The organism is Vulgatibacter sp. (assembly GCF_041687135.1).
In the GTDB taxonomy this organism is placed as follows: domain Bacteria; phylum Myxococcota; class Myxococcia; order Myxococcales; family Vulgatibacteraceae; genus JAWLCN01.
In genome coordinates this window covers 608,423-628,478 of sequence record NZ_JAWLCN010000001.1, presented here as the reverse complement: position 1 = coordinate 628,478, position 20,056 = coordinate 608,423, and the positions used below count along the sequence as shown (strand labels likewise).

Annotated in this window: 20 protein-coding genes; 6 read left to right on the top strand and 14 right to left on the bottom strand. The window is 70.4% G+C overall.

Annotated elements, in window-relative coordinates; genetic code table 11:
- Positions 1 to 102 precede the first annotated feature (102 nt).
- Together ACESMR_RS02885 and ACESMR_RS02880 are read left to right on the top strand one after the other, a co-directional pair.
- Positions 103 to 771, top strand: a complete 669-nt coding sequence (locus ACESMR_RS02885) for a hypothetical protein (protein ID WP_373044883.1) — start codon at positions 103 to 105, stop codon at positions 769 to 771.
- A gap of 39 nt (positions 772 to 810) precedes the next feature.
- Positions 811 to 1,821 carry an NAD-dependent epimerase/dehydratase family protein gene (locus ACESMR_RS02880; protein ID WP_373044881.1) on the top strand — a complete coding sequence of 337 codons (1,011 nt, stop codon included), beginning with the start codon at positions 811 to 813 and terminating at the stop codon, positions 1,819 to 1,821.
- A gap of 9 nt (positions 1,822 to 1,830) precedes the next feature.
- Here ACESMR_RS02880 and ACESMR_RS02875 read toward each other — a convergent pair whose 3' ends face one another.
- From ACESMR_RS02875 to ACESMR_RS02840, 8 genes are all read right to left on the bottom strand, one after another.
- Positions 1,831 to 2,364: a hypothetical protein gene (locus ACESMR_RS02875; protein WP_373044879.1), complete on the bottom strand. Its 534-nt coding sequence runs from the start codon at positions 2,362 to 2,364 to the stop codon at positions 1,831 to 1,833.
- 91 nt (positions 2,365 to 2,455) lie between these two features.
- On the bottom strand, positions 2,456 to 3,157 hold the full coding sequence (hypB, locus tag ACESMR_RS02870; RefSeq protein ID WP_373044877.1) for a hydrogenase nickel incorporation protein HypB: 702 nt from the start codon (positions 3,155 to 3,157) through the stop codon (positions 2,456 to 2,458).
- Positions 3,157 to 3,498, bottom strand: coding sequence for a hydrogenase maturation nickel metallochaperone HypA (locus ACESMR_RS02865; protein ID WP_373044875.1), 342 nt, complete (start codon positions 3,496 to 3,498; stop codon positions 3,157 to 3,159). Before ACESMR_RS02865 ends, hypB begins: the two co-directional genes overlap by 1 nt.
- A 7-nt stretch (positions 3,499 to 3,505) precedes the next feature.
- Positions 3,506 to 4,522 carry a hydrogenase expression/formation protein HypE gene (gene hypE, locus ACESMR_RS02860; protein WP_373044874.1) on the bottom strand — a complete coding sequence of 339 codons (1,017 nt, stop codon included), beginning with the start codon at positions 4,520 to 4,522 and terminating at the stop codon, positions 3,506 to 3,508.
- Complete coding sequence (hypD, locus tag ACESMR_RS02855; protein WP_373044872.1) at positions 4,522 to 5,652, bottom strand: hydrogenase formation protein HypD; 1,131 nt, start codon at positions 5,650 to 5,652, stop codon at positions 4,522 to 4,524. The genes hypE and hypD overlap by 1 nt, the downstream gene beginning before the upstream one ends.
- Positions 5,645 to 6,019, bottom strand: a complete 375-nt coding sequence (locus tag ACESMR_RS02850; protein WP_373044871.1) for a HypC/HybG/HupF family hydrogenase formation chaperone — start codon at positions 6,017 to 6,019, stop codon at positions 5,645 to 5,647. The genes hypD and ACESMR_RS02850 overlap by 8 nt, the downstream gene beginning before the upstream one ends.
- Before the next feature lie 11 nt (positions 6,020 to 6,030).
- Positions 6,031 to 8,277, bottom strand: a complete 2,247-nt coding sequence (gene hypF, locus ACESMR_RS02845; protein WP_373044869.1) for a carbamoyltransferase HypF — start codon at positions 8,275 to 8,277, stop codon at positions 6,031 to 6,033.
- A 224-nt stretch (positions 8,278 to 8,501) separates the two neighbouring features.
- Positions 8,502 to 9,038 (bottom strand): hydrogenase maturation protease, encoded by a 537-nt coding sequence (locus ACESMR_RS02840; protein ID WP_373044868.1) that lies wholly within the window; start codon positions 9,036 to 9,038, stop codon positions 8,502 to 8,504.
- Between the two features lie 124 nt (positions 9,039 to 9,162).
- On the opposite strand from ACESMR_RS02840, the gene ACESMR_RS02835 reads away from it, so the two are divergent.
- The 3 genes from ACESMR_RS02835 (at position 9,163) to ACESMR_RS02825 (ending at position 12,166) form a co-directional block, all read left to right on the top strand.
- Positions 9,163 to 9,687, top strand: coding sequence for a hypothetical protein (locus tag ACESMR_RS02835; protein ID WP_373044866.1), 525 nt, complete (start codon positions 9,163 to 9,165; stop codon positions 9,685 to 9,687).
- A gap of 590 nt (positions 9,688 to 10,277) precedes the next feature.
- Complete coding sequence (locus tag ACESMR_RS02830; protein WP_373044865.1) at positions 10,278 to 11,078, top strand: hypothetical protein; 801 nt, start codon at positions 10,278 to 10,280, stop codon at positions 11,076 to 11,078.
- 374 nt (positions 11,079 to 11,452) lie between these two features.
- Positions 11,453 to 12,166 carry a hypothetical protein gene (locus ACESMR_RS02825; RefSeq protein WP_373044863.1) on the top strand — a complete coding sequence of 238 codons (714 nt, stop codon included), beginning with the start codon at positions 11,453 to 11,455 and terminating at the stop codon, positions 12,164 to 12,166.
- A 6-nt stretch (positions 12,167 to 12,172) separates the two neighbouring features.
- Here the strand turns inward: ACESMR_RS02825 and ACESMR_RS02820 are convergent, their stop codons facing one another.
- From ACESMR_RS02820 to argJ, 6 genes are all read right to left on the bottom strand, one after another.
- Positions 12,173 to 14,230, bottom strand: coding sequence for a helix-turn-helix transcriptional regulator (locus ACESMR_RS02820; RefSeq protein WP_373044862.1), 2,058 nt, complete (start codon positions 14,228 to 14,230; stop codon positions 12,173 to 12,175).
- A 35-nt stretch (positions 14,231 to 14,265) separates the two neighbouring features.
- Complete coding sequence (gene frr, locus ACESMR_RS02815) at positions 14,266 to 14,820, bottom strand: ribosome recycling factor (RefSeq protein WP_373044861.1); 555 nt, start codon at positions 14,818 to 14,820, stop codon at positions 14,266 to 14,268.
- A gap of 15 nt (positions 14,821 to 14,835) precedes the next feature.
- Positions 14,836 to 15,570, bottom strand: coding sequence for a UMP kinase (gene pyrH / locus ACESMR_RS02810; RefSeq protein ID WP_373044860.1), 735 nt, complete (start codon positions 15,568 to 15,570; stop codon positions 14,836 to 14,838).
- Between the two features lie 309 nt (positions 15,571 to 15,879).
- Positions 15,880 to 16,536 (bottom strand): translation elongation factor Ts, encoded by a 657-nt coding sequence (tsf, locus tag ACESMR_RS02805; protein WP_373044858.1) that lies wholly within the window; start codon positions 16,534 to 16,536, stop codon positions 15,880 to 15,882.
- An 89-nt stretch (positions 16,537 to 16,625) separates the two neighbouring features.
- On the bottom strand, positions 16,626 to 17,624 hold the full coding sequence (rpsB, locus tag ACESMR_RS02800) for a 30S ribosomal protein S2 (protein WP_373045217.1): 999 nt from the start codon (positions 17,622 to 17,624) through the stop codon (positions 16,626 to 16,628).
- Between the two features lie 320 nt (positions 17,625 to 17,944).
- Positions 17,945 to 19,123 carry a bifunctional glutamate N-acetyltransferase/amino-acid acetyltransferase ArgJ gene (gene argJ, locus ACESMR_RS02795; RefSeq protein ID WP_373044857.1) on the bottom strand — a complete coding sequence of 393 codons (1,179 nt, stop codon included), beginning with the start codon at positions 19,121 to 19,123 and terminating at the stop codon, positions 17,945 to 17,947.
- A gap of 143 nt (positions 19,124 to 19,266) precedes the next feature.
- Here argJ and ACESMR_RS02790 point away from each other — a divergent pair, with 143 nt between their 5' ends.
- The gene (locus ACESMR_RS02790; RefSeq protein ID WP_373044856.1) at positions 19,267 to 19,935 is read left to right on the top strand and encodes an outer membrane beta-barrel protein; all 669 of its coding nucleotides are present in this window, start codon (positions 19,267 to 19,269) and stop codon (positions 19,933 to 19,935) included.
- The last annotated feature ends 121 nt before the right edge of the window (positions 19,936 to 20,056 follow it).

Below are 20,056 nucleotides of genomic sequence, written 5' to 3'. Positions count from 1 at the left end.
CAAGAACTGCACGCAGGCCCGAGGAGCCGAGGGGCTGCACCGCAGCCGTCCCGTGCACATCGCTACCCCGCGCCCCGCCCCCGGGGCGCCCGGGGGATCGCCATGGCAGCCTACGTTCCCACCAGCGACGCCTACGAGCGCCGGAAGCATCTGCTCGAGATCATCGCCACGGTGATCCTCGGCCTAGCCGCGCTGGGCTCCGCCTTCTGCGCTTGGCGCTCGGCCTGGTGGGGAAGCATCCAGGCGATCGAATTCGTCCGGGGCGGCACGCTCCGGGCGGAATCGCTCCGGGCCTCGACCCGGGCGTCGGCGCAGGCGCAGGTGGACGTCGCGCTCTGGACCCAGTGGCTTGCTGCCGTCAGCCAGGAGGATCGCCGGCTCGCGGGCTTTCTCCAGCGCCGCTTCCGGGAGGAGTTCCGCCCCGCCTTCGAGGAGTGGGCCGACCTGGCCCGGGTGGAGGAGGAGGCGGGGATGCCGCCGGTTCCGCCGGGTTCCCCCTTCCTCCTCCCCTCCTACCGGCCCCTCGCCGCACAGCAGGCGGCCGGCCTCGCCGACGAGGCAGAGGCGGCGATCGAGAAGGGCAAGCTCGCCAACGCGATCGCCACCAACTTCGTCCTGATGCTCGTGCTTTATGCGGCGACGCTTTTCCTCGCCGGCGTCTCGACGAAGATCGACGACCTGCATACACGCGGCGGGTTGATCGTCGTCGCCGCCGTCTTCGTCGTGGTGACGACGTTCCTGACCGTGTTGGTGCCCCATATCTCCACTTGAGGCGGGCGGCGCTTATGCTCGGGGCCAGGAGGTCGCCCCATGCGCCTGCTCGTCCTCGGCGGAACCATCTTTCTCGGTCGCCACGTCGTCGAAGCCGCCCTCGAGCGTGGCCACGAGGTCACCACCTTCACCCGCGGTACGACGCCCGGCCTCTTTCCGCAGGTGGAGGAGCTCCACGGCGATCGGGACGGCAGGCTCGATGCCCTGCGCGGCAGGAGCTGGGACGCGGTGATCGACACCTCGGGCTACGTCCCCCGCGTCGTCCGACAGAGCGCGGCGCTCCTCGCAGGAAGCGTGGGCCACTACGTCTTCGTCTCCAGCCTCTCCGTCTACCCGGACCTCGTCACCCCCGACCTCGCCGAGGATGCGCCGCTCGCGGTGCTGGAGGACCCCGCCTCCGAAGACGTTCCGCGGGACTACGGCGCGCTCAAGGCTGCGTGCGAGCAGGTGGTGGAGGAGCACTTCCCGGGCCGGGCGCTACAGGCGCGCGCAGGGCTCATCGTCGGCCCCTGGGATCAGGTCGACCGATTCAACCACTGGGTGCGGCGCGTAGCGGCGGGCGACGCCTTCCTCGCCCCCGGCATGCCGCGCGATCCCCTGCAGCTGATCGATGTCCGCGATCTCGCCGCATGGCTGGTGGAGGCCGCGGCGCGTGGCACCGCCGGCGCCTTCAACGCCACCGGCCCGGTGCGGCCCCATCGCTTCGGCGAATTCCTCGGCACGCTCGGCACGGCGCTCGGCAGCGACGCGCAGCCGGTCTGGGTTTCACACGAGTTCCTGGCTGCCGAGGGGACGAGGCCGATGGACGGCGTGCCCTTCTGGATCCCGCCGGAGGCGCAGGGCTTCATGCGCCGGGACGTGCGCAAGGCGATCGCCCACGGCCTGCGCTTCCGGCCCCTCGCCGAGACGGCCCGCGACACCTGGGCCTGGCTGCAGCAGGTGCCGCAACCGCAGGGACGAAAGGTGGGCGTGCCCATCGTGAACGACCTCACCTCGGGTCGCGAGCGCGAGCTGCTCGAGCGCTGGGCGGAGCGGCACCGCGCGGGCTGAAGCGACGCTTCAGAGGAGGAAGCAGTTCCGCAGCCCGGCGTCGGTGCAGTCGTAGCCCGCGAGGCAATCGGTCAGCTCGGCGGTCGCATCGGCGTCGTCGGTGCAGATGCGCTCGCAGGTGGTGCGATCGAAGCCGGGGTTGCCGAGGGAATGACCGCAGTCGTCGTAGACGTGGGCGCAGGCCGCCACGCAGGCGGCGCTGGCGGGGATCGGGTTGCAGGCATAGAAGGCCTGCAGCGTGCACTGCACCACGGAGAAGCAGGCGATGGTCGCCTCGTCGATCGACTCGGCGTGGCAGGCCCTGTAGCAATCGCCGCGGTTCACACCGAGCGCCGCGCCGCAGTTCGCGAGGTGATCACAGGCAGCCTGGCAGCGCTGGCCGTAGCCGTCGTCCTCGCCGCCACCATCGTCACCACCGCCGCCGCCGGTTCCCGCGCCGCAGCCATGGCCGAGCTGGTCGCCACAGATCGGATCCGCTGCGCCACAGCCAGCGACCACGACGGCGAAGAGAGCAGCAGAGACGAAGGGGACGAGCTGGCGCATGCACGGCTCCCGAGACCGCGAGTACGAGCGCAGATTCGCATCGCGGCGCCAGTCGCCGATAGTGCGGGGAACCGCACCGGTCCGTACGCCATCAGCCCGCCCGGCGGATCCCCGACGCCAGCGCCCGCTCCTCGAGCCAGGCGACCCACTCGTCGATCCCCTGGCCGGTGGTGGCGGCGATCTCGATCAGCCGCGGCTCGGGCATCACCTTCGCCAGCCCCTCGCGGATCCGCTCCACGTCGACCTGCAGGTGGGGAAGGAGATCGCATTTCGTGAGCAGGACGAGATCCGCCGCCTTGAACATCACCGGGTATTTGAGCGGCTTGTCCTCCCCCTCGGTCACCGAGAGCGCCACCACGTTCACCGCCTGGCCGAGGTCGTAGATCGCCGGGCAGACGAGGTTGCCCACGTTCTCGATGAAGAAGAGATCGAGGTCCGCCAGCGCCACGTCGTGCAGGGCGTGGTGGACCATCTTCGCGTCGAGGTGGCAGGCGGTGCCGGTGGTGATCGACGCCGCACGGATCCCCGCCGCCGAAAGCCGCCGTGCGTCGTTGTCGGTGGCGAGATCGCCGCTCACCCCGCCGATCCTCGTCCCCGGCCGCGCCCTGGCGGTCGCCTCCAGCAGCGCCGTCTTCCCGGCGCCGGGGGAGCCCATCAGGTTCACGGCGAAGACGCCGTACTCGACGAAATGCGCCCGGTTGTGGGCCGCGTCGCGATCGTTGCCGGCGAGGATCCGCTCGTGCACCTCGACCGGCACCAGCTCGGTGTCGCCACATCCGCAGTCGGTACACATCAGGCCACCTCCAATTCGATTCGCTCGAGGAGAAGCTCGGCGCCCTCCACCAGGCGGGCCGCTCCGCCGCACGTTGGACATTGCAGGTCGCCACCCGCCTCGATCCTCCGGTCGCAGCCGCTGCAGCCCCACCGCGCCGCGCGCCCGTGGATCACCAGCGCCGTGTTGGCGCAGCAGCTCCCCGCCTTGAACGTCTCCCAGGCGGAGGCGAGGAGCTCCCGCTCCACCCCGGCGAGATCCCCCACCCGGATCTCGACCCGGTGGACCGCGGTGGCGTTCTGCCTGCGGACCTCCTCTTCGATCCGCCCGATGATCGCTTCGACGATCGAGTACTCGTGCATGGCCCCCTCAGCAGATCCGCGGCATCGGATCACCCTCGATCTCGGCGAGGAGCCGTTTGCCGAAGCCGGTGTCGAGGATCACGTTGCCGGGCCGCTCCTCGATGCAGGTGGCCACGATCGCCGCCTCGCGCCCCAGCGGATGGGCCCGCAGCGCGGCGAGGACCCGGTCGGCTGCCTGCGGCCGCACGCCGATCACCGCCTTGCCCTCGTTGGCTGCCACCAGCGGATCGATCCCGAGGAGCTCCGAGGCCGCCCGCACCTCCGCCCGCACCGGCAGATCGGGCTCGCGGAGCAGGATGCCGACCCGGCTCTTGCCGCCCATCTCGTGGAGCGCCGAGGAGAGGCCGCCGCGGGTGGGATCCTTCATCGCCACCACGTCCTCGCCGCCTGCAGCAAGCGCCGCGGCGACGAGCCCGTTGATCGGCGCCACGTCGGATCGCAGGTCGCCCTCGAGCGCGAGCCCGTGCCGGGCGGTGAGGATGGTGAAGCCGTGATCGCCTACGGTGCCGGTAATGATGATCCTGTCGCCGGGCCGCAGGCCGTTGTCGGGAACGGGCCGCTGCACGAATCCGACGCCGGTGGTGTTCAGGGCAATGCCGTCGAGTTCCCCCCTGCCCATCACCTTGGTGTCGCCGGTGACCACCGTCACCCCGGCCTCGTCCGCCGCCTCGCGCATCGAGCGGAGGATCCGCTCGAGGTCGCTGCGCTTGAATCCCTCCTCGAGGATCACCGCGCAGGTGAGCGCCAGCGGCTCGGTGCAGCCCATCATCGCCAGGTCGTTCACCGTGCCCGAGATCGAGAGCCTGCCGATGTCGCCGCCGGCGAAGAAGATCGGCTTCACCACGTGGGAGTCGGTGGTGACGACGAGGTGCCGGTCGCCGACCCGCAGCGCCGCGCCGTCGTCGAGGGCGGCGAGGCCGATGCCGTCGACGGGTTTGGCCAGCCCCTCGACGAAGACCGACTCGATGAGGCGGCGCATCGCCTTGCCGCCTGCGCCCTCCTTGCGAACGATCGTCTCGCCCATCACCCCACCTCCGAGAGATCCGGCCTGCCGCCGTATTGCTGCCAGATGCGGCAGGCGCCCTCGCTCGAGACCATGCACGCGCCCACCGGCGCGTCCGGCGTGCACTTCGTCCCGTAGAGCCCGCAGTCGGTGGGCTGGCATTTGCCCGCCATGATGTCGCCGCAGACGCATTGCGCCGCCAGCTCGTGGGGCGCGTGGCTCCAGAGCTTCTTGATGTCGATGTCGAAGCGCTTGCGTGCGTCGAGATGGGCGTAGGTGTCGCGGAGCCGGAGGTTGCCGTCGGGGATGTCGGCGATGCCGCGCCACCAGCCCTGCTCCAGCTCGAAGACCTGCCAGAGGATCTTCTGCGCCGGCAGGTTCCCTTGCGCCGAGACGCAGCGGGGGTAGAGGTTCGCCACCTCGTTCCTGCCGTCGCGCACCAGAACCAGGAGCTCGAGCACGGCGGCGAGGATGTCGAGGGGCTCGAAGCCCGCCACCACGATCGGCATCCGGTGCTTCCGGGCCAGCGGCTCGAAGAGGCCGCTGCCGGTGATCGCCGCTGCGTGCCCCGCAGCGAGGAAACCCTCGATCCGCGAGCCGGGCATCGTGGCCACGATCTCCATCGCCGGGGGAATGTATTTGTGGGCCGAGAGGATCGAGAAGTTCTCGGGCACGTCGCCTGCGAGGAGCGCCGCAGCGGTGGTGACCGCGGTGGTCTCGAAGCCGGTGGCGAAGAAGACCACCTGCTCCTCCGTCTTGCGGGCGATCTCGATTGCTTGCGAGGGGCTGTAGACCACCGCCACGTTGCCGCCGCGGGCCATGGCGTCGTTGAGGGAGAGCGACGTCCCCGGCACCCGGAGCATGTCGCCGTAGGTGCAGACCTTCACCCCCTGCAGCGCGAGCGCCACGCCCTCGTCCACCTCGGGCAGATCGGTGATGCAGACCGGGCAGCCGGGGCCCATGATCACGTCGAGATTCTTGGGCAGGCCCGTGCGCAGGCCGAAGCGCGCGATCGCCTGCTCGTGGCTGCCGCAGACGTGCATCAGCGTGATCGGATCCCGGCCGATCTCGGAGCAGACCTCGTGGATCGCCTCGCCCAGCGCCTCGGCGCGCGCGGGGTCGCGGAAGCGGAGCTGCTGCAGGTCATTCATCGCTGCTCTCCTTCTGCGGCTGCTGCGGGAGGAAGACGGGACACGCGTCGGGCGCGCCCCCGGTGCTGCGGAAGTCGTTCGTCGGGCTCTCGCCCGCTGCGTCGATCTCGCCGAGGACGTCGGCGACCATCAGGTCGTCTTCGGGTTCGGGTCCGCCGAGGATGGTGTCGAAGAGCGCCAGCGTCTCCGCGACGTCCTCCTCGGGGATGCGGCGGATCGCGAAGCCGACGTGGTTGAGGACGTAGTCGCCCACCGCGACCGGCACGTCGACGATGTCCAAGCGGATCCGTTTGCGCATGCCGAAGAAGTCGACGGTGGCATCCATCCCGTCGATCTGCAGCACCTTGCCGGGCACACCGAGGCACATGGTTCCTCCCCCTATTTCGCGGCGATCGCCGCTGCGGCGACGACCACCTGTCCGAGCGCGATGCCGCCGTCTCCCGGCGGCACCTCGCGGTGCAACGAAAGCCTGCCCCCCAGGGCGGTGCGGATCCCGGCGGCGAGCCGGGCGTTCTGGAAGCAGCCGCCGCTCCCCACCACCGGCATCGAGCCGTAATGGGCCAGCGCCCGGCGCACCACGGCGGCGCCTGCAGCGACGAGGGTCTCGTGCCAGCGCGCCGCGAGGAGCTTCGCCGAGAGGCCGGCGAGGCGATCGCTCACCAGCGCCCGCACGCCCTCGCGCAGATCGATCTGCCAGGGCATCGCCGCGTCGAGGATCGCGAAGGGATAGTGGGCCCGCTCCCAGGGATCCGCGGCGGTCTCCAGCGCCATCGCCACCTGCCCTTCGTAGCGGGCGTGGTCGAGGCCGAGGACGAGGCTCCCTGCTGCGTCGAAGAGGCGGCCGACGCCGTGGGCGGCGGGGCTGTTCACGCCAGCCCGGAGGAGCTGCCGCACCGCCTCGATCTCGCGGGGGGCGACGTGGGGCAGGAGCTTCTCCAGCGGCGCGTGCGGCATCGCGTCGTCGACCAGCGCCAGCGCCACCCGCCACGGCTCCCGGATCGCCCGCTCGCCGCCGGCGAGGCGCACCGGCCGGAAGGTGGCCACCCGCTCGAAGGAAGCCCGCGTGGCGAGGAGGAGCTCGCCGCCCCAGGCGCTGCCGTCGGGCCCCAGGCCGGTGCCGTCCCAGGTGAGGGCGAGCGCGCGCTCGAGGCCGTGCTCGGCGAGGGCCGCCGCCGCGTGGGCGTGGTGGTGCTGCACGGCGATGCGCCGGCCGGGCCTTCCTTCCGCGTAGCGGGTGGAGAGGTAGTCGGGGTGGAGATCGTGGGCGACCACCTCGGGTCGGACGCCGAGGAAGCGCTCCATCCGATCGATCGCCTCCTCCCAGGCGGCGAAGGCCTCGAGGTGGTCGAGATCGCCGCCGTGCGGACCGAGCACCGCCTGGTCGCCCACCGCGAGGCAGAAGGTGTTCTTGAGCTGGGCGCCGCAGGCGAGGATCGGCTGGGTGACGGCGGCGGGCAGCGGGATCGCCCGCGGCACCCAGCCCCGGGCCCTGCGCATCACCACCGGCGCCCCGGCGATCGCCCGGGCCACCGAGTCGTCGCAGCGGGAAGCGATGGGGCGGTCGTGCACGAGGAAGCGGTCGGCGATGCCGGAGAGCCGCCGCACCGCCTCGTCGTTGTCGATGGCGATCGGCTCGTCGGCGCGGTTGCCGGAGGTCATCACCAGCGGCAGGCCCACGCTGGCGACGAGCAGGTGGTGGAGCGGCGTGTAGGGCAGGAGCAGGCCGACCAGCTGCGTGTCCGGCGCCACCGAGGGCGCGAGCCTGCTGTTGCGGTGGCGCCTGGCGAGGACGATGGGGCGCTCCGTCGACTGGAGCAGGGCCCACTCGGTGTCGCCGAGGAAGGCGAGGTCGGTGGCTTCGTCGGGGCCCGCCACCATCACCGCCAGGGGCTTCGCCTCGCGGTGCTTGCGCTGGCGGAGCTGGAGCACCGCCTCTTCGTTGGTGGCGTCGCAGGCGAGGTGGAAGCCGCCGAGGCCCTTGATGGCGACGATGCCGCCGTTCTGCAGGCAGGTGGCGGCTTCGGCGATTGGATCGGCGCAGGGGATCGCCGCGCCGCGCTCGTCGAGGAGGGAGAGGCGCGGGCCGCAGGTTGGGCAGGCGATGGGCTCGGCGTGGTAGCGCCGGTCGGTTTCGTCGCCGTATTCGCTGGCGCAGTCGGCGCAGAGCGGAAAGCCCGCCATCGAGGTGTTCGGGCGATCCCAGGGAACGTCCACCGCGACGGTGAAGCGCGGCCCGCAGGCGGTGCAGTTGGTGAAGGCGTAGCCGTGGCGCCTGTCGGCGGGGTCGAGGATCTCCGCGAGGCAGTCGGGGCAGGTGGCGAGATCGGGCGGCACCGAGACACGCTTCTGGCCGGCGCCGCTCGCGACGATGGCGAAGTCCGCCGCCACCACGTTCGCCGGCGCATCGGTGATGCGCTCGAGCCGCGCCGCCGCCGGCGCCTCGTGGCGCAAGCGCTCGAGGAAGCGGGCGAGGGATTCGTCGCTCCCGGCGGCCTCGATGGTCACCCCGGCGGCGTGGTTGCGGACGCTGCCGACGAGTCCCTGGGCCCTGGCGATTCTGGCGACCCAGGGGCGGAACCCCACGCCCTGCACGACGCCGGTGATGTCGATGCGCCTGCCGGGCATCGTTCGCTCCGTGGGCTGCGGGTGGCTGGAGTCCCCAGCCTCGCTCCATTCGCGAAAGACGGCTCCACCCCGGAACGAGGGTCAGCGTTGGGGAGGCCACCTCGCGGCGCCCAACCGACGCGAATCGTTGGAGAAAAAAAAGAGGCGGCGAGCCTTCGCTGCGGCTCGCCGCCTCCCCGCCCCGCCTCGCGCGCCCGCCCCTGTCGCGGGTGCGCACGACGGCGTTAGATGTGCTTCTGGGTGGGCCCGGCCTCGCCCTTCGCGCCGCGACGCTGCCTCGCCCGCACCCCGAGCCGCTCCAGCTCGACGATCGCCCCCTGCACGAGGAGCGGCACCGCCGCGTGTACTTGCGGCGTCAGGCCGGTCGTCGCATCGAGGCATCCGGGAACCGCGCCGAGGAGGAGGAAGTCATCCTGCAGATCGCCGAAGCGCTCGAGGGCGCGGCGCGGGCCCGGTGCACGGAAGGTGTCCCGCCGGAACCAGCGCAGCGTGCCCGGGCCCTCGAGCGCGTCGTGGACCGCGCCGATGAGGATCACCGCCCGTACGCCGGCGAAGAAGGTGCCGAAGTCGAAACCGGGTGCGCTCTCGTCCCCGATCCGGACGGCGTCTTCGTCGAAGAGGTAGCGCGCGCGGAGCTGCCGGATCACCGCGGGTCCGAGCCCGTCGTCTCCGCGGTGGACGTCGCCGAGGCCGAGGATCGCCACCGGCCCCTCGAGGGGACTCTTCGCTGCGTCGGGCCGCCGCCAGCTGTGCAGGCTCATGGGAACCTCCCGGCTCGTCTGCCGTTAGGCCCGCCGTGCCGCTGCGCAAGGACCGTTGCCCTTTTCAACCAGGGCGTTCCGCGGTACGCCCGCCGGGTGCGCGCCGGCGCGCCGAGGTGTTCCCGTGGTTCGTCCCTCCGATCTCGTCGCCGATTGTGCCGCCTGTGCAGCCCTCTGCTGCGTGGCGCCGTCGTTCGAGCGGGGCGAGGACTTCGCCTTCGACAAGCCGGCGGGGGTGCGCTGCCCCAACCTCACCGGGGACGATCGCTGTGCGATCCACGCCGAGCTCGCCGCGCGTGGATGCGGCGGCTGCGTGGTCTACGACTGCCACGGCGCCGGGCAGCGCACGACCCGCGCCTGCGCCGGCCAGCCAGACGCGGTGCGCGACCGGGCCTTCCTCGTGATCCGCGGGATCCACGAGCAGCTCTGGCTGCTCACCGAGGCGGCGAAGCGCTGCCCGCCGTCGGCCGCCGATCTGCACGAGGCGCTGGCCGCACACGTCGAGAGGCTCGACGGGCTGGCGGCACTGGTGCCCCCAGCACTCTTCGAGACCGACCTGCAGCCCCACGAGGCGCAGACCCGGCAGCTGCTCCGCCGCGTCGGCGAGGCCCTCGGCGGACGAGCCGGCCGCCTGCCCAGGTGCAACTAGACGAGGACACTGCTGCCGGTCGGCTCGTGCGCTATCCTCCAAAACGTGAGCGACGAACGTTCGGGCAGGCCTCGCACGGTCCGCGTCATACGCGAGCGGCAGCGCCCCGCAGGTGCCGCGACACCGCCCCTCTCGCCGATGGAGGAGCGGATCGAGCAGGTGTGGACGCTGACGCTGGAATGCCTGGCGTGGCAGACGGAGGACCCGTGCGAACCGAGAGTTCTTCGCTCCGTCGCGCGCGTCATCCGGCCCATCGGGCGCGTGAATCTGACGGATGACGAAGAGGCCTGACGCTGGAGAAAACTGCAAACAGCCGCATGTCGATGCACGGGAGGGGTCACGACTTTGCGGAGGTAATGGGGCCGGCGAAGCGTGGCTCGAACTGCCGAGCCGCCTCTATCCCACGCTGCCAACTGCCCCTTTCCGGGGCGTTGCGTAGCAGACGAGTGCACATGCGAGACTCACGGTGCCCGCTTCAGTTACGACCGGAGAAGACGATGAGAACGCTGTTGACTGCGATCTGCATGTGTGTGTGTGTGTGTGCCCTCCCCGCCTCGGCCTTCGCTTCCGACCCTGAGACCTGGTATCCGATGAAGGAGGTCCAGACGAGCTTCGGGCCGGCTGGAACCTTCATTGTCGATGCGCGGGGCGTAAACGGTCTCGTGACGCTTCCTGCCACCGGGCCCGAATTCCTGACGCTCGCTGATTTCGTCAACCACATGCAGACGCAATTCAACGCGCTGCCGGTCCTGAAGAGCGGTGTCGTCGTCGGCTACGAGCTCAACGTCGAGGTTCTCGGCAAGCCTTACTACTACAAGGACGGCAAGTTCCACGAGGCTGAGGCGGTCGTGCTGCGCATGCTCGGTGGCGAGAGCGGCACCGTCAAAGTCGCCGGCATCGACATCTGCGTGCACGACGGATGCCTCGATCCCGCCCAGTACACGCACCGATCGATCATCCTCCCGGACGACGGAGGAGCCGTCCCGCCGCTGTACCGCGTCGAGGGCCGGCTCCGGACTGATACGTTCTCGGTTCCCTGCTCCGTCATTGGTCCGTGCGAGACCGTCCTCGCGACGGGTACGACGATCGAGTTCGATGCGAGCTATTCGCCGACCGAACCTGCCATTTGCTACGCGCCCGGCCCGGTTCCGCTGCCCTATCCCTGCACCCGCGATGTCCCCCGGGACAACTACCTTTGGGTAGACATCCTGGCTTCGGTCGACGGGACGCCAATCCCCGGCTACGCGGAGGCTCACGATACGGATCAGGTATCGGTCGAGGTGCTACTCTGGGAGCAGAAGGCCGTGCCTCCGGTCTACGTCTCCATCCAGGGCGTCCACTACGGCGAGTCCTACACGGCCGGCGCCAGTGATTACGACTACACCCCATGAGTGGCGGGCCTAAGCTGCGAGTTTTTCCCCTCCTATGGGTCCTGGCGCTCGTCGCTGGCTGCGGAGGCGACCGCCTTGGTTCTCTAGCCGAGGGCGGCTCGGGCGGGGGCGGTGCCGGTGGTTCGCTCGGCGTGGGCGGGAGCGGGGGGCCACCTCCCCCTCCGCCGTTCAAAGAGCCGACTGCATGTGAGTGCATCCCCCGCTCGGGGCCCAACCGGTCAACGAAGCATTACTTCCAGGCCATCCCATCTCCCGAGGCGAATTGTGGCCGGTGGTTCGGGAGCTACTGGATCACGGGGGAGGAACCGATCGTCATCGATACCATCCTGGGGCTCGGCTCGAAATTCAGCGGAAGCCACACGGACGTCAGCCTGGTGTTTCTCGTTGACGGGCGGGTTGTTCCCGCCCGCTACGACGGTGAGACCGCGCTCTCGTACGTGACGCAGCTGCGGCAGGGCGATCTAGAGGAGCTGCGGCTCCGTGTCGAGGTCCCCACCGTGGACATTCCGACTGGTGCGCACACGGGCGCACTGCTCGCGATGATCCGCGCCGTCGACCCCGTGCATTCCGACCCCAACCGGCCTCTCGGCCTCCCGCTGACCCACGGTTGGTCGTTTGCGCTCATGGTCAACGGCACCGAGTTTCCGGACGTTCAGGAGCAACCACTCGTCCAACTCCCTGCGCCCGACTACCGAACGGTAGAATTCGAGGACGCGGTAACCGGCGAGCGGCTCCCCTACGTCATTCCGTGGTCCAGCACGCCGCGACGCCTGCGTCTACGGTTCGCACCGCTGATGGGCGCGGTCGCGGCTGAGTCGCGAATGGCGCTGCTCGCATTCCGTGGTGACGAGCAGGTGCAGCTTGGTTCGAACCCGAGCCCGTATGTCTATCGCGGACATGCCGACCATGTCGCGACCCTCGAGTGGGATCAGGCTTCGCCGACCGAGCCAGGGCTCCATCCGCTGCGGCTGATCCTGCAAAGCGCATTCCTCCAGCCGACCGAAGACGCGGCGTGCGGACCGCTCGAGGATGTCCCGCACGAGCGCCAGGTGCTCGAACTGGTACTCGAGGGGCCACCGGCACCGTGACGCAGGCTACGTGTGGCGGTGGGCGACGGCGCGGGCCACCTCGGCGACGCGGGTGCGCAGGCCAGACGGAGCGAGGAGCTCGGCGCTGCCAGCAAGGGTGAGCACGGCGGCGACGGGATAGGCGCTGCCGTCGGCCTGCAACTCGAGCAGCAGGCTGCCGTCGCCGCGGTGCTGCCAGGTGGCGGCGCCGAGGCGGCGGGCGGTCTCGTCGGTGGCCCAGGGGCCGGGGGCGATCACCACCGAGCAGGGCACGGCGCGATCGCTGGGGGCGTAGAGGGAGGCCGCGGCGAAGCGGGCCTTCTCGTCGATGGCGCGGGGCACGAAGGTGCGATCGGTGGGCGCGAAGTCGACGGCGCGGTCGAAGCGGAAAAGGCGCCTGTCGCGCCGGTCGCAGCACCAGGCGTGCAGGTACCAATAGCCCTGGTGGAGCACGCGCTCGAGCGGGCGCACGGTGCGGCGCGAGGCCTCGGCGCGGGCCGCGGTCCAGTAGGTGAACTGGAGCTCGCGGCGATCGGCGATGGCGCGATCGATCACCCGCGCGGTCTCGGGATCGAGGCCCGCCGGCGCGAGCCGCACCCGGCCGGCGAGATCGTCGAAGCGCGGGCGTGCAGCGGGAGGCACCGCGGCGCGGAGCTTCTGGCGCGCGCTCGCCAGCGCCTCGCCGCCCTCGGTGGCGAGTGCCGACGCAGCGGCGTCGAGGGCCGCGGCTTCCAGCGGCGTGAGCGAAGGCGGCCGGGAGAGCCCCTGCGGGAGGAAGACCTCGACCCTGCCGTCGATGACGTCGATGTCGACCATCTCCGCCGGCGAGAAGGGCGGGCGGCCGATGAGCCGGAGGAAGTCGATCTCGGCGAGCACCTCGTCGGGCGTAAGGTGCGCCGCAGCGGCGAGCTCCTCGACGGTGCAGCCGCGGTGGCGCACCGCCCACGGGATCAGGAACAAAGCCCGGCGGATCCGCTCCTGCAGCTCTACGGCACCGGCGGACGGCGTGCCCTTCACCGCCGGCTTCTCGGCAGGTGCCTCTACCGCCGCCGTCGCCACCCGCTCGACCGGCCCCGCCTCACGCTCGTGCACGGCGGCGATCGCCGAAGCGATCCGCTCGACCTGCGCCCGCAGCGACGGCGGCGCGATCACCTCTGCATGCGGCGCCAGCGCGAGCACCTCGCGCACCACCGCCTCGCGGTTGCGCACCGAGAGCAACACCCGCACCGCGCCGTCGGCCAGGGCCTCGACCTGCGCGTCGGCGCCGAAGCGCCCCCGCGCCAGCAGCGCCACCTCGGCGTCGAGCCGCACCTCCACCTCTTCGGCGCCGTGCACCGCGTACTGCCACGGCGCCCGGCCCACGTACGCCGCCACGTCGAACCCCGGGGGCACGACGAAATCGGTCTGCTTCGGCCGCGAGGCGTTCACCTCGAGGGCGAGGATCCGCTCCGCCTGGAAGGTCCTCGGGCCCTCTCGCAGGTGGCAATGCCCCACGACGAACCACGCCCCCCGCCGCCACGCGAGCCCCCACGGCGACACCGTGCGCGCCGTCTCCTCGCCGCGGAACGATCGGTAGCGGAGGGTGACGTCTTTGCGGGCAGCCACCGCGCGACCGAGCGCCTCGACCACACCCGCCCGCGCCCCCTGCCCCGGCAGGTGGACCACCGGCGCCTGCACGGCGCGCGTCGCCCCCTGCTGCACGAAGAGCAGCTTGTCGAGGGCGTGGGCCAGGTCTGCACGGAAGGGGAAGTCGGGCTGCTGCAGCGCAGCGGAGCCGGCGACGGTGAGGAGGGTGAGTTCCTCGGGCGCGAGCGAGAGATCGCGCAGGTAGTACTGGTCCCTGGGGACGAGGTAGCCGCCCGGCTCACCACCTTCGGGCGGCTGGTACTCGACGGGCACGCCGAGCTCGAGGAGCTCGGCCTTGTCCCGCTCGAATTTGCGAAGGCGGGCATCCTCGCTGCCTTCCGCATAATCGGGGAAGGCGTCCTGGAGCTCCTCCCACGACGCAGGCCTTCCGGCTGCGGCGAGGAAGAAGCTCACCAGGTCGAGGAGACGTTCCGCTCGATCGGTACGTCGAGCCGCCATCGCGGGAGAACATCACGAGCCTGCAAAGGGCCCGATCAGATCTCCATGACCTCCTTCTGCTTCTTGGCGACGATCTCGTCGATCTTCGCGATGCCGCCGTCGGTCTCCTTCTGGACCTGATCGAGAAGGCGCTTCTCGTCGTCCTCGGAGATCTCGCCGTTCTTGGTCTGGCCCTTGACCGACTCGTTGGCGTCGCGGCGCAGGTTGCGGACGGCGACCTTGTGCTCCTCGCCCTTGGTCTTCACCTGCTTGGCGATCTCCTTGCGGCGCTCCTCGGTGAGGGGAGGCACCGGCAGGCGGATCACCGTGCCGTCGTTCTGCGGGGTGATGCCGATCTGCGCCTCGTTGATCCCCTTCTCGATCGCAGGGATCTGCGACTTGTCATAGGGCTTGATCACGATGGTGCGGGCGTCGGGGACGCTCACCGTGGCAGCGGCGTTGAGGGGCATCTTCGCGCCGTAGGACTCGACCTGCACGCCGTCGAGCATCGCCGCGTTGGCGCGACCGGTGCGGATCTTGGAGAGCTCGCGCCGGAGGTCGTCGAGGGTCTTCTCGACCCGGCCCTTGAAGTCGTTGATCACGTCCGCCATGGCTTCAAAGCTCCTTCAAGCGATGTTCGTGGGGATCTTGCCCACGAGCGTGCCGACGTCCTCGCCCTTGACCACACGCAGCACGTTGCCGGGGCTGGTGAGGTCGAAGACGACGAGCGGCATGTCGTTGTCCATGCAGAGCGACACCGCGGTGGCGTCCATCACCTTGAGCTCCTTCTGGAGCACGTCCATGTAGCTCAAGGTGGCGTAGCGCCGCGCGCTCTTGTCCTTCATGGGATCGGCCGTGTAGACACCGTCGACCTTGGTGGCCTTGAGCATCACGTCGGCGCGGATCTCCATCGCACGCAGCGCGGCTGCGGTGTCGGTGGTGAAGAAGGGGTTGCCGGTGCCGGCGGCGAAGATCACCACCCGGTGCTTCTCGAGGTGGCGGCTGGCGCGGCGGCGGATGTAGGGCTCGGCCACCTGGCGCATCTCGATCGCCGACTGCACCCGGGTGCTCACGTCGATCTTCTCGAGGGCGTCCTGGAGCGCCAGGGAGTTGATGACCGTGGCCAGCATGCCCATGTAGTCGGCGCTGGAGCGGTCCATGCCCTTGGCTGCGCCGGAGACGCCGCGGAAGATGTTGCCGCCGCCGATGACGAGGGCGACCTCGACGCCGAGCTCGATCACTTCCTTCACCTCGGAAGCGATCTGGGAGAGCGTGTTGGTGTCGATGCCGTACTTGCCCTCCCCCATCAACGCTTCGCCCGAGAGCTTGAGGAGGATGCGCTTGTACTTCGGCTCGGCCATTGTGTTTTCCCCGCTGGCAATGCGGGCGGTTTGTAGCGTGCGCACCGTGGGGGGTCAAGGCGCGATCCGTCCCCTGTCCGCCTCCGCACGGCGGGTGGCTTCGCCTGGCTGCAGTGCTGCGGTAGAACTGCAGGAGGGGCGGGCGGATCGTCTCCAGTCCCCCGGAATTGGCCGGATGCGATCCGCCCCACCCCTCCCGCGGCTGCAGATGTGGCCCGGGACCGGCCGGGATCACCTCCCCCGAGACGACGACGGCCCGCGCTCCCCGGAGGGAGGCGGGCCGTTCGCTTCTCGCCCTGGACGGCGGCCTTACGCGAGGCCGGCGGTCTTGGCGATCTCGGCGGCGAAGTCCTCGGACTTCTTCTCGAGGCCCTCGCCCAGCACGAAGCGGGCGAAGCGGCGGATGGTGATGTTCTCACCGATCTTGGCGACCGCCTCGTTGACCAGGTCCTGGACCTTCTTGTCCGGATCCTTCACGAAGGCCTGCTCGAGGAGGCAGACGTCCGAGTAGTACTTGTCCTTCTTGCCCTCGAGGATCTTGTCCCAGATCTTCTCGGGCTTGCCCTGCTCCTTGAGCTGGCCGCGGTAGACGTCGAGCTCGCGCTCGAGCATGTCGGCGGGGAGCTCCTCGCGGCGGACCACCACCGGCGCAGCGGCGGCGATGTGCATCGCGATGTCCTTGACCAGATCCTGGAACGCGTCGTTGCGCGCCACGAAGTCGGTCTCGCAGTTCACCTCGACGAGCACGCCGATCTTGCCGTTGCCGTGGATGTAGCTGGCGACGGCGCCCTCGGTGGCGGCGCGGCCGGCCTTCTTGGCAGCGGCGGAGAGGCCCTTCTGGCGGAGCCAGTCGACGGCCTTCTCGATGTCGCCGCCCGTCTCGCCGAGCGCCTTCTTGCAGTCCATCATGCCCGCGCCGGTCTTCTCGCGGAGCTCCTTGACCGCAGCAGCGGTAACTTCAGCCATGCTTCACCTCAAGATTTCGGTGAGGAAGGAAAAACGGGCGACGCGGCCCGCAGGCCGCGTCGCGAAGGTCTTGCGAGGAGGGGAGCTGCTTACTCCGACTGCTCGGAGCTGCCCTCGCCACCCTCGGTGGCGGTCGCCTCTGCTGCGGGAGCTGCGCCACGGCGCACCACCTCGACGGCGGGGCCACGGCGCTCGCCACCGGCGCCGCCGGGACCACGGCCGCCGGCGCCACCGGGGCCACGGCCACCGGGACCACGGCCGCCACCGGGACCGCGGCGGTCGCCACGGTCACCGCGGGGGCCACGGCGGTCGCCACGACCCTCGTCCTCGCGACCCTCGCGGGCCTCGCGGGTGTCCTCGTCACCGCGCTCGTGGCGGTGGGCGGCGTAGCGCGCCATGCCCTCGAGGGTGGCGTCGGCGACCTTGCCGGCGAAGAGGCGGATCGAGCGGATGGCGTCGTCGTTGCCCGGGATGACGTAGTCGATGCCCTCGGGATCGCAGTTGGTGTCGACGACGGCGACCACCGGGATGCCGAGGCGGTTCGCCTCGTGGATCGCCAGGTGCTCCTTCTTCGGGTCGACCACGAAGATCACCGAAGGAAGGCGGGTCATGTCCTTGATGCCGCCGATGTTCTTCTCGAGCTTCTCGCGCTCGCGCTCGAGGAGGGCGACCTCCTTCTTCGGCAGCTTCTCGTAGGTGCCGTCCTCGGCCATCTTCTCGATGGTCTTGAGGCGGTCGATGCCCTGCTTGACGGTCTTGAAGTTGGTGAGCGTGCCGCCGAGCCACCGGTTGGTGACGTAGTACTGGTTGCAGCGCTTCGCCTCCTCGGTGATCACGTCCTGGGCCTGCTTCTTGGTGCCCACGAAGAGGACGCTGCCGCCGCGGCCGACAATCTCGGCGACGAAGCGGAAGGCGCCGCGGGCGAGGCGGACGGTCTTCTGGAGGTCGATGATGTAGATGCCGTTCCGGGCACCGAAGATGAAGGGCTTCATCTTCGGGTTCCAGCGGCGGGTCTGGTGGCCGAAGTGCACACCGGCCTCGAGCAGCGCCTTCATGCTGATCGTGGTGCCGGCAGCAGCGGCTGCCATGGGGGCGGCCATCGACTCGGTGGCCTCGCCGCCCGCCTGCTGGTTCATGTTCTCGGTCGTCTCCACGTGGTGCTTCCTTTCGGTTGTTTCCGCCACGCCGTGGGTGCCGCCAGACCCCCGGGTTCTCGGGGGCACCGCTGGTCGGCCATCCGGCGTGTGAGTGATTGCCTCGGTCTCCGGACGAAGCCGGAAAACGGCGAGGGCGGGGTCGCATAGCACGACCACGCCCAATGGATCAACAGAAGTGGGGCGCCGGATCTGCCTCCGACGAGGCCGCCCCGATCGTATGTCCATCGGTCGGGCGACCGATGGAAGGGCCGTCAGGTCCGGTACTCGGCGTTGATCTTCACGTACGCCGCCGAGAAATCGCAGGTCCAGATGGTCCGGGCGGCCTTGCCGGCCCCGAGCTTCACCAGGACCTCGACCTCCCGGCCCTGCAGGTGCCGGGTCGCCTCCACCTCGTTCTCGGGGGCGGTGGCCACGCCGCGCTTGCACATCACCGCGGGCCCGATCCGGACCTCGAGCTTGTCGGCGTCGAAGCGGACGCCTGCGGTGCCGGCGGCGGCGACGATGCGGCCCCAGTTGGCGTCGGCTGCGTGCATCGCCGTCTTCACCAGCGGCGAGTTGGCGATGCGGCGGGCCACGGCGTCGGCGTCCCGCTCGTGCCTGGCCCCCTCGACCCGCACCTTGATCAGCTTGGTGGCGCCCTCGCCGTCGCGGGCGATCGAGGTGGCCAGATCGGTGCACACCTCGCGCAGCGCCTTCTCCAGCTGCTTGAAGGTCCGGGAGCCGGTCTCCGCCACCACGCCGGAGGCGCCGGTGGCGAGGAGGAAGAGCGAGTCGTTGGTGGAGGTGTCGCCGTCGACGGTGATGGCGTTGAAGGTGTCGTGGGCCACGGCCTTGAGGAGGAGGCGCAGGTCCGCCGGCGGCACGTGGGCGTCGGTGGCGAGGAAGCCGAGCATGGTGGCCATGTTCGGCATGATCATCCCGGCGCCCTTGGAGCAGCCGGCGACCGTGGCCTTTCCGAAGGAGCGCCCGCTCACCTTGGGGAAGGTGTCGGTGGTCATGATCGCCCGGGCGAAGCGGTCGAGGCCGTCCTCGCTGGCGTCGCCCACCAGGGCGGGCATCGCCTCGACGATCTTGTGGGCGGGGAGGCGCTGGCCGATGACGCCGGTGGAGGCGACGAGGACCTGGTTCTCCTTGCAGCCCGCCACGTCGGCGACGGCAGCGGTCGACTCCTCTGCGACCTCCATGCCGTCCGAGGTGCAGGCGTTGGCGCAGCCGGCGTTGACGAGGATGGCGGCGGTCTTGCCCCGGCGCACCCGGGCCTTCGAGAGGAGGACCGGCGCCGCAGCCGCCTCGCACTGGGTAAAGACCGCCGCGGAGGCAGCGGGCCAGGTGCAGAGCACGAGGCCGAGATCGAGGCCGCCGCGCTTGCGGATCCCCGCCTCCACCGCGCCCCACCGAACTCCCTGCACCACCGGAACGTCGCCTGCCATCGCTCTCCTCCTGCTGCCCGAAAGCCGCGCACTCTAGCCGAAGCGGCCAGCGGCGGAAGCGGGGTTTTTCACAGGCTCCCGCTCGACAAGGGCGGCTCCCCGGCTGTCGAATGCGCTCACACCCACAGCAAAGGACCGACCCGATGCGCATCGCCCGCTGGGCCCTGCCCGCCCTCCTCGCCGCCCTGCCCCTTTCCGCCGCCGCGCAGGAGGAGAAGCCGTTCCGGATCGGCATCGGCGGCAGCGTCGACGTCGCCAACATCAACCTCGTGGGCAGCGAGCGAGTCACCTTCCTGCCGGTGGGCTTCTCCAACGTGAGCGTGCCGATGTGGTTCGGCGCGCTGCGGATCGAGCCGGAGTTCGGCTACCTGGCGACCAGCGCCGAGGAGACCTTCTCCTTCGAAGGGGATCGCGAGAGCTTCGAGCTCGACACCAGCGCCTTCCGCCTCGGCGGCGGGATCGCCTGGTCGGTGCCGGTGGAGGAGCGGACGCGGATCTACTTCGGGCCGAAGCTCGGCGTGATCTTCCGTTCGAGCGAGGAGAAGGAGTCCGTCCGCTTCGGCGAGGAGGAGGACTCCCAGACGACGAAGGTCACCTCCACCGATTTCTGGATCGGCGCGGCGGTGGGCGGCGAGGCCTTCCTCACCCCGAACTTCAGCCTCGGGATCGAAGCGCAGCTCAACTACGTCGACCTGGGCGAGCCGGAGGTCGAGTTCGATCCGGAGCCGGAAGGGCAGCAGCCGGATATCGAGGTGGATGCCTCGCTCCTCAGCACCCACGCCCTCTTCACCGCGCGGATCTACTTCCTCTGATCCGCAGCGACGGCTGCGCCGAAGCCCCCGGTGGCCGTAAGGCCCGGGGGCTTCCTCGCGTCACGAGGGCGAAGGCCGCGCGAAATTTCGCATTCTCCGCGGGTATACGGGGCACCGGGGC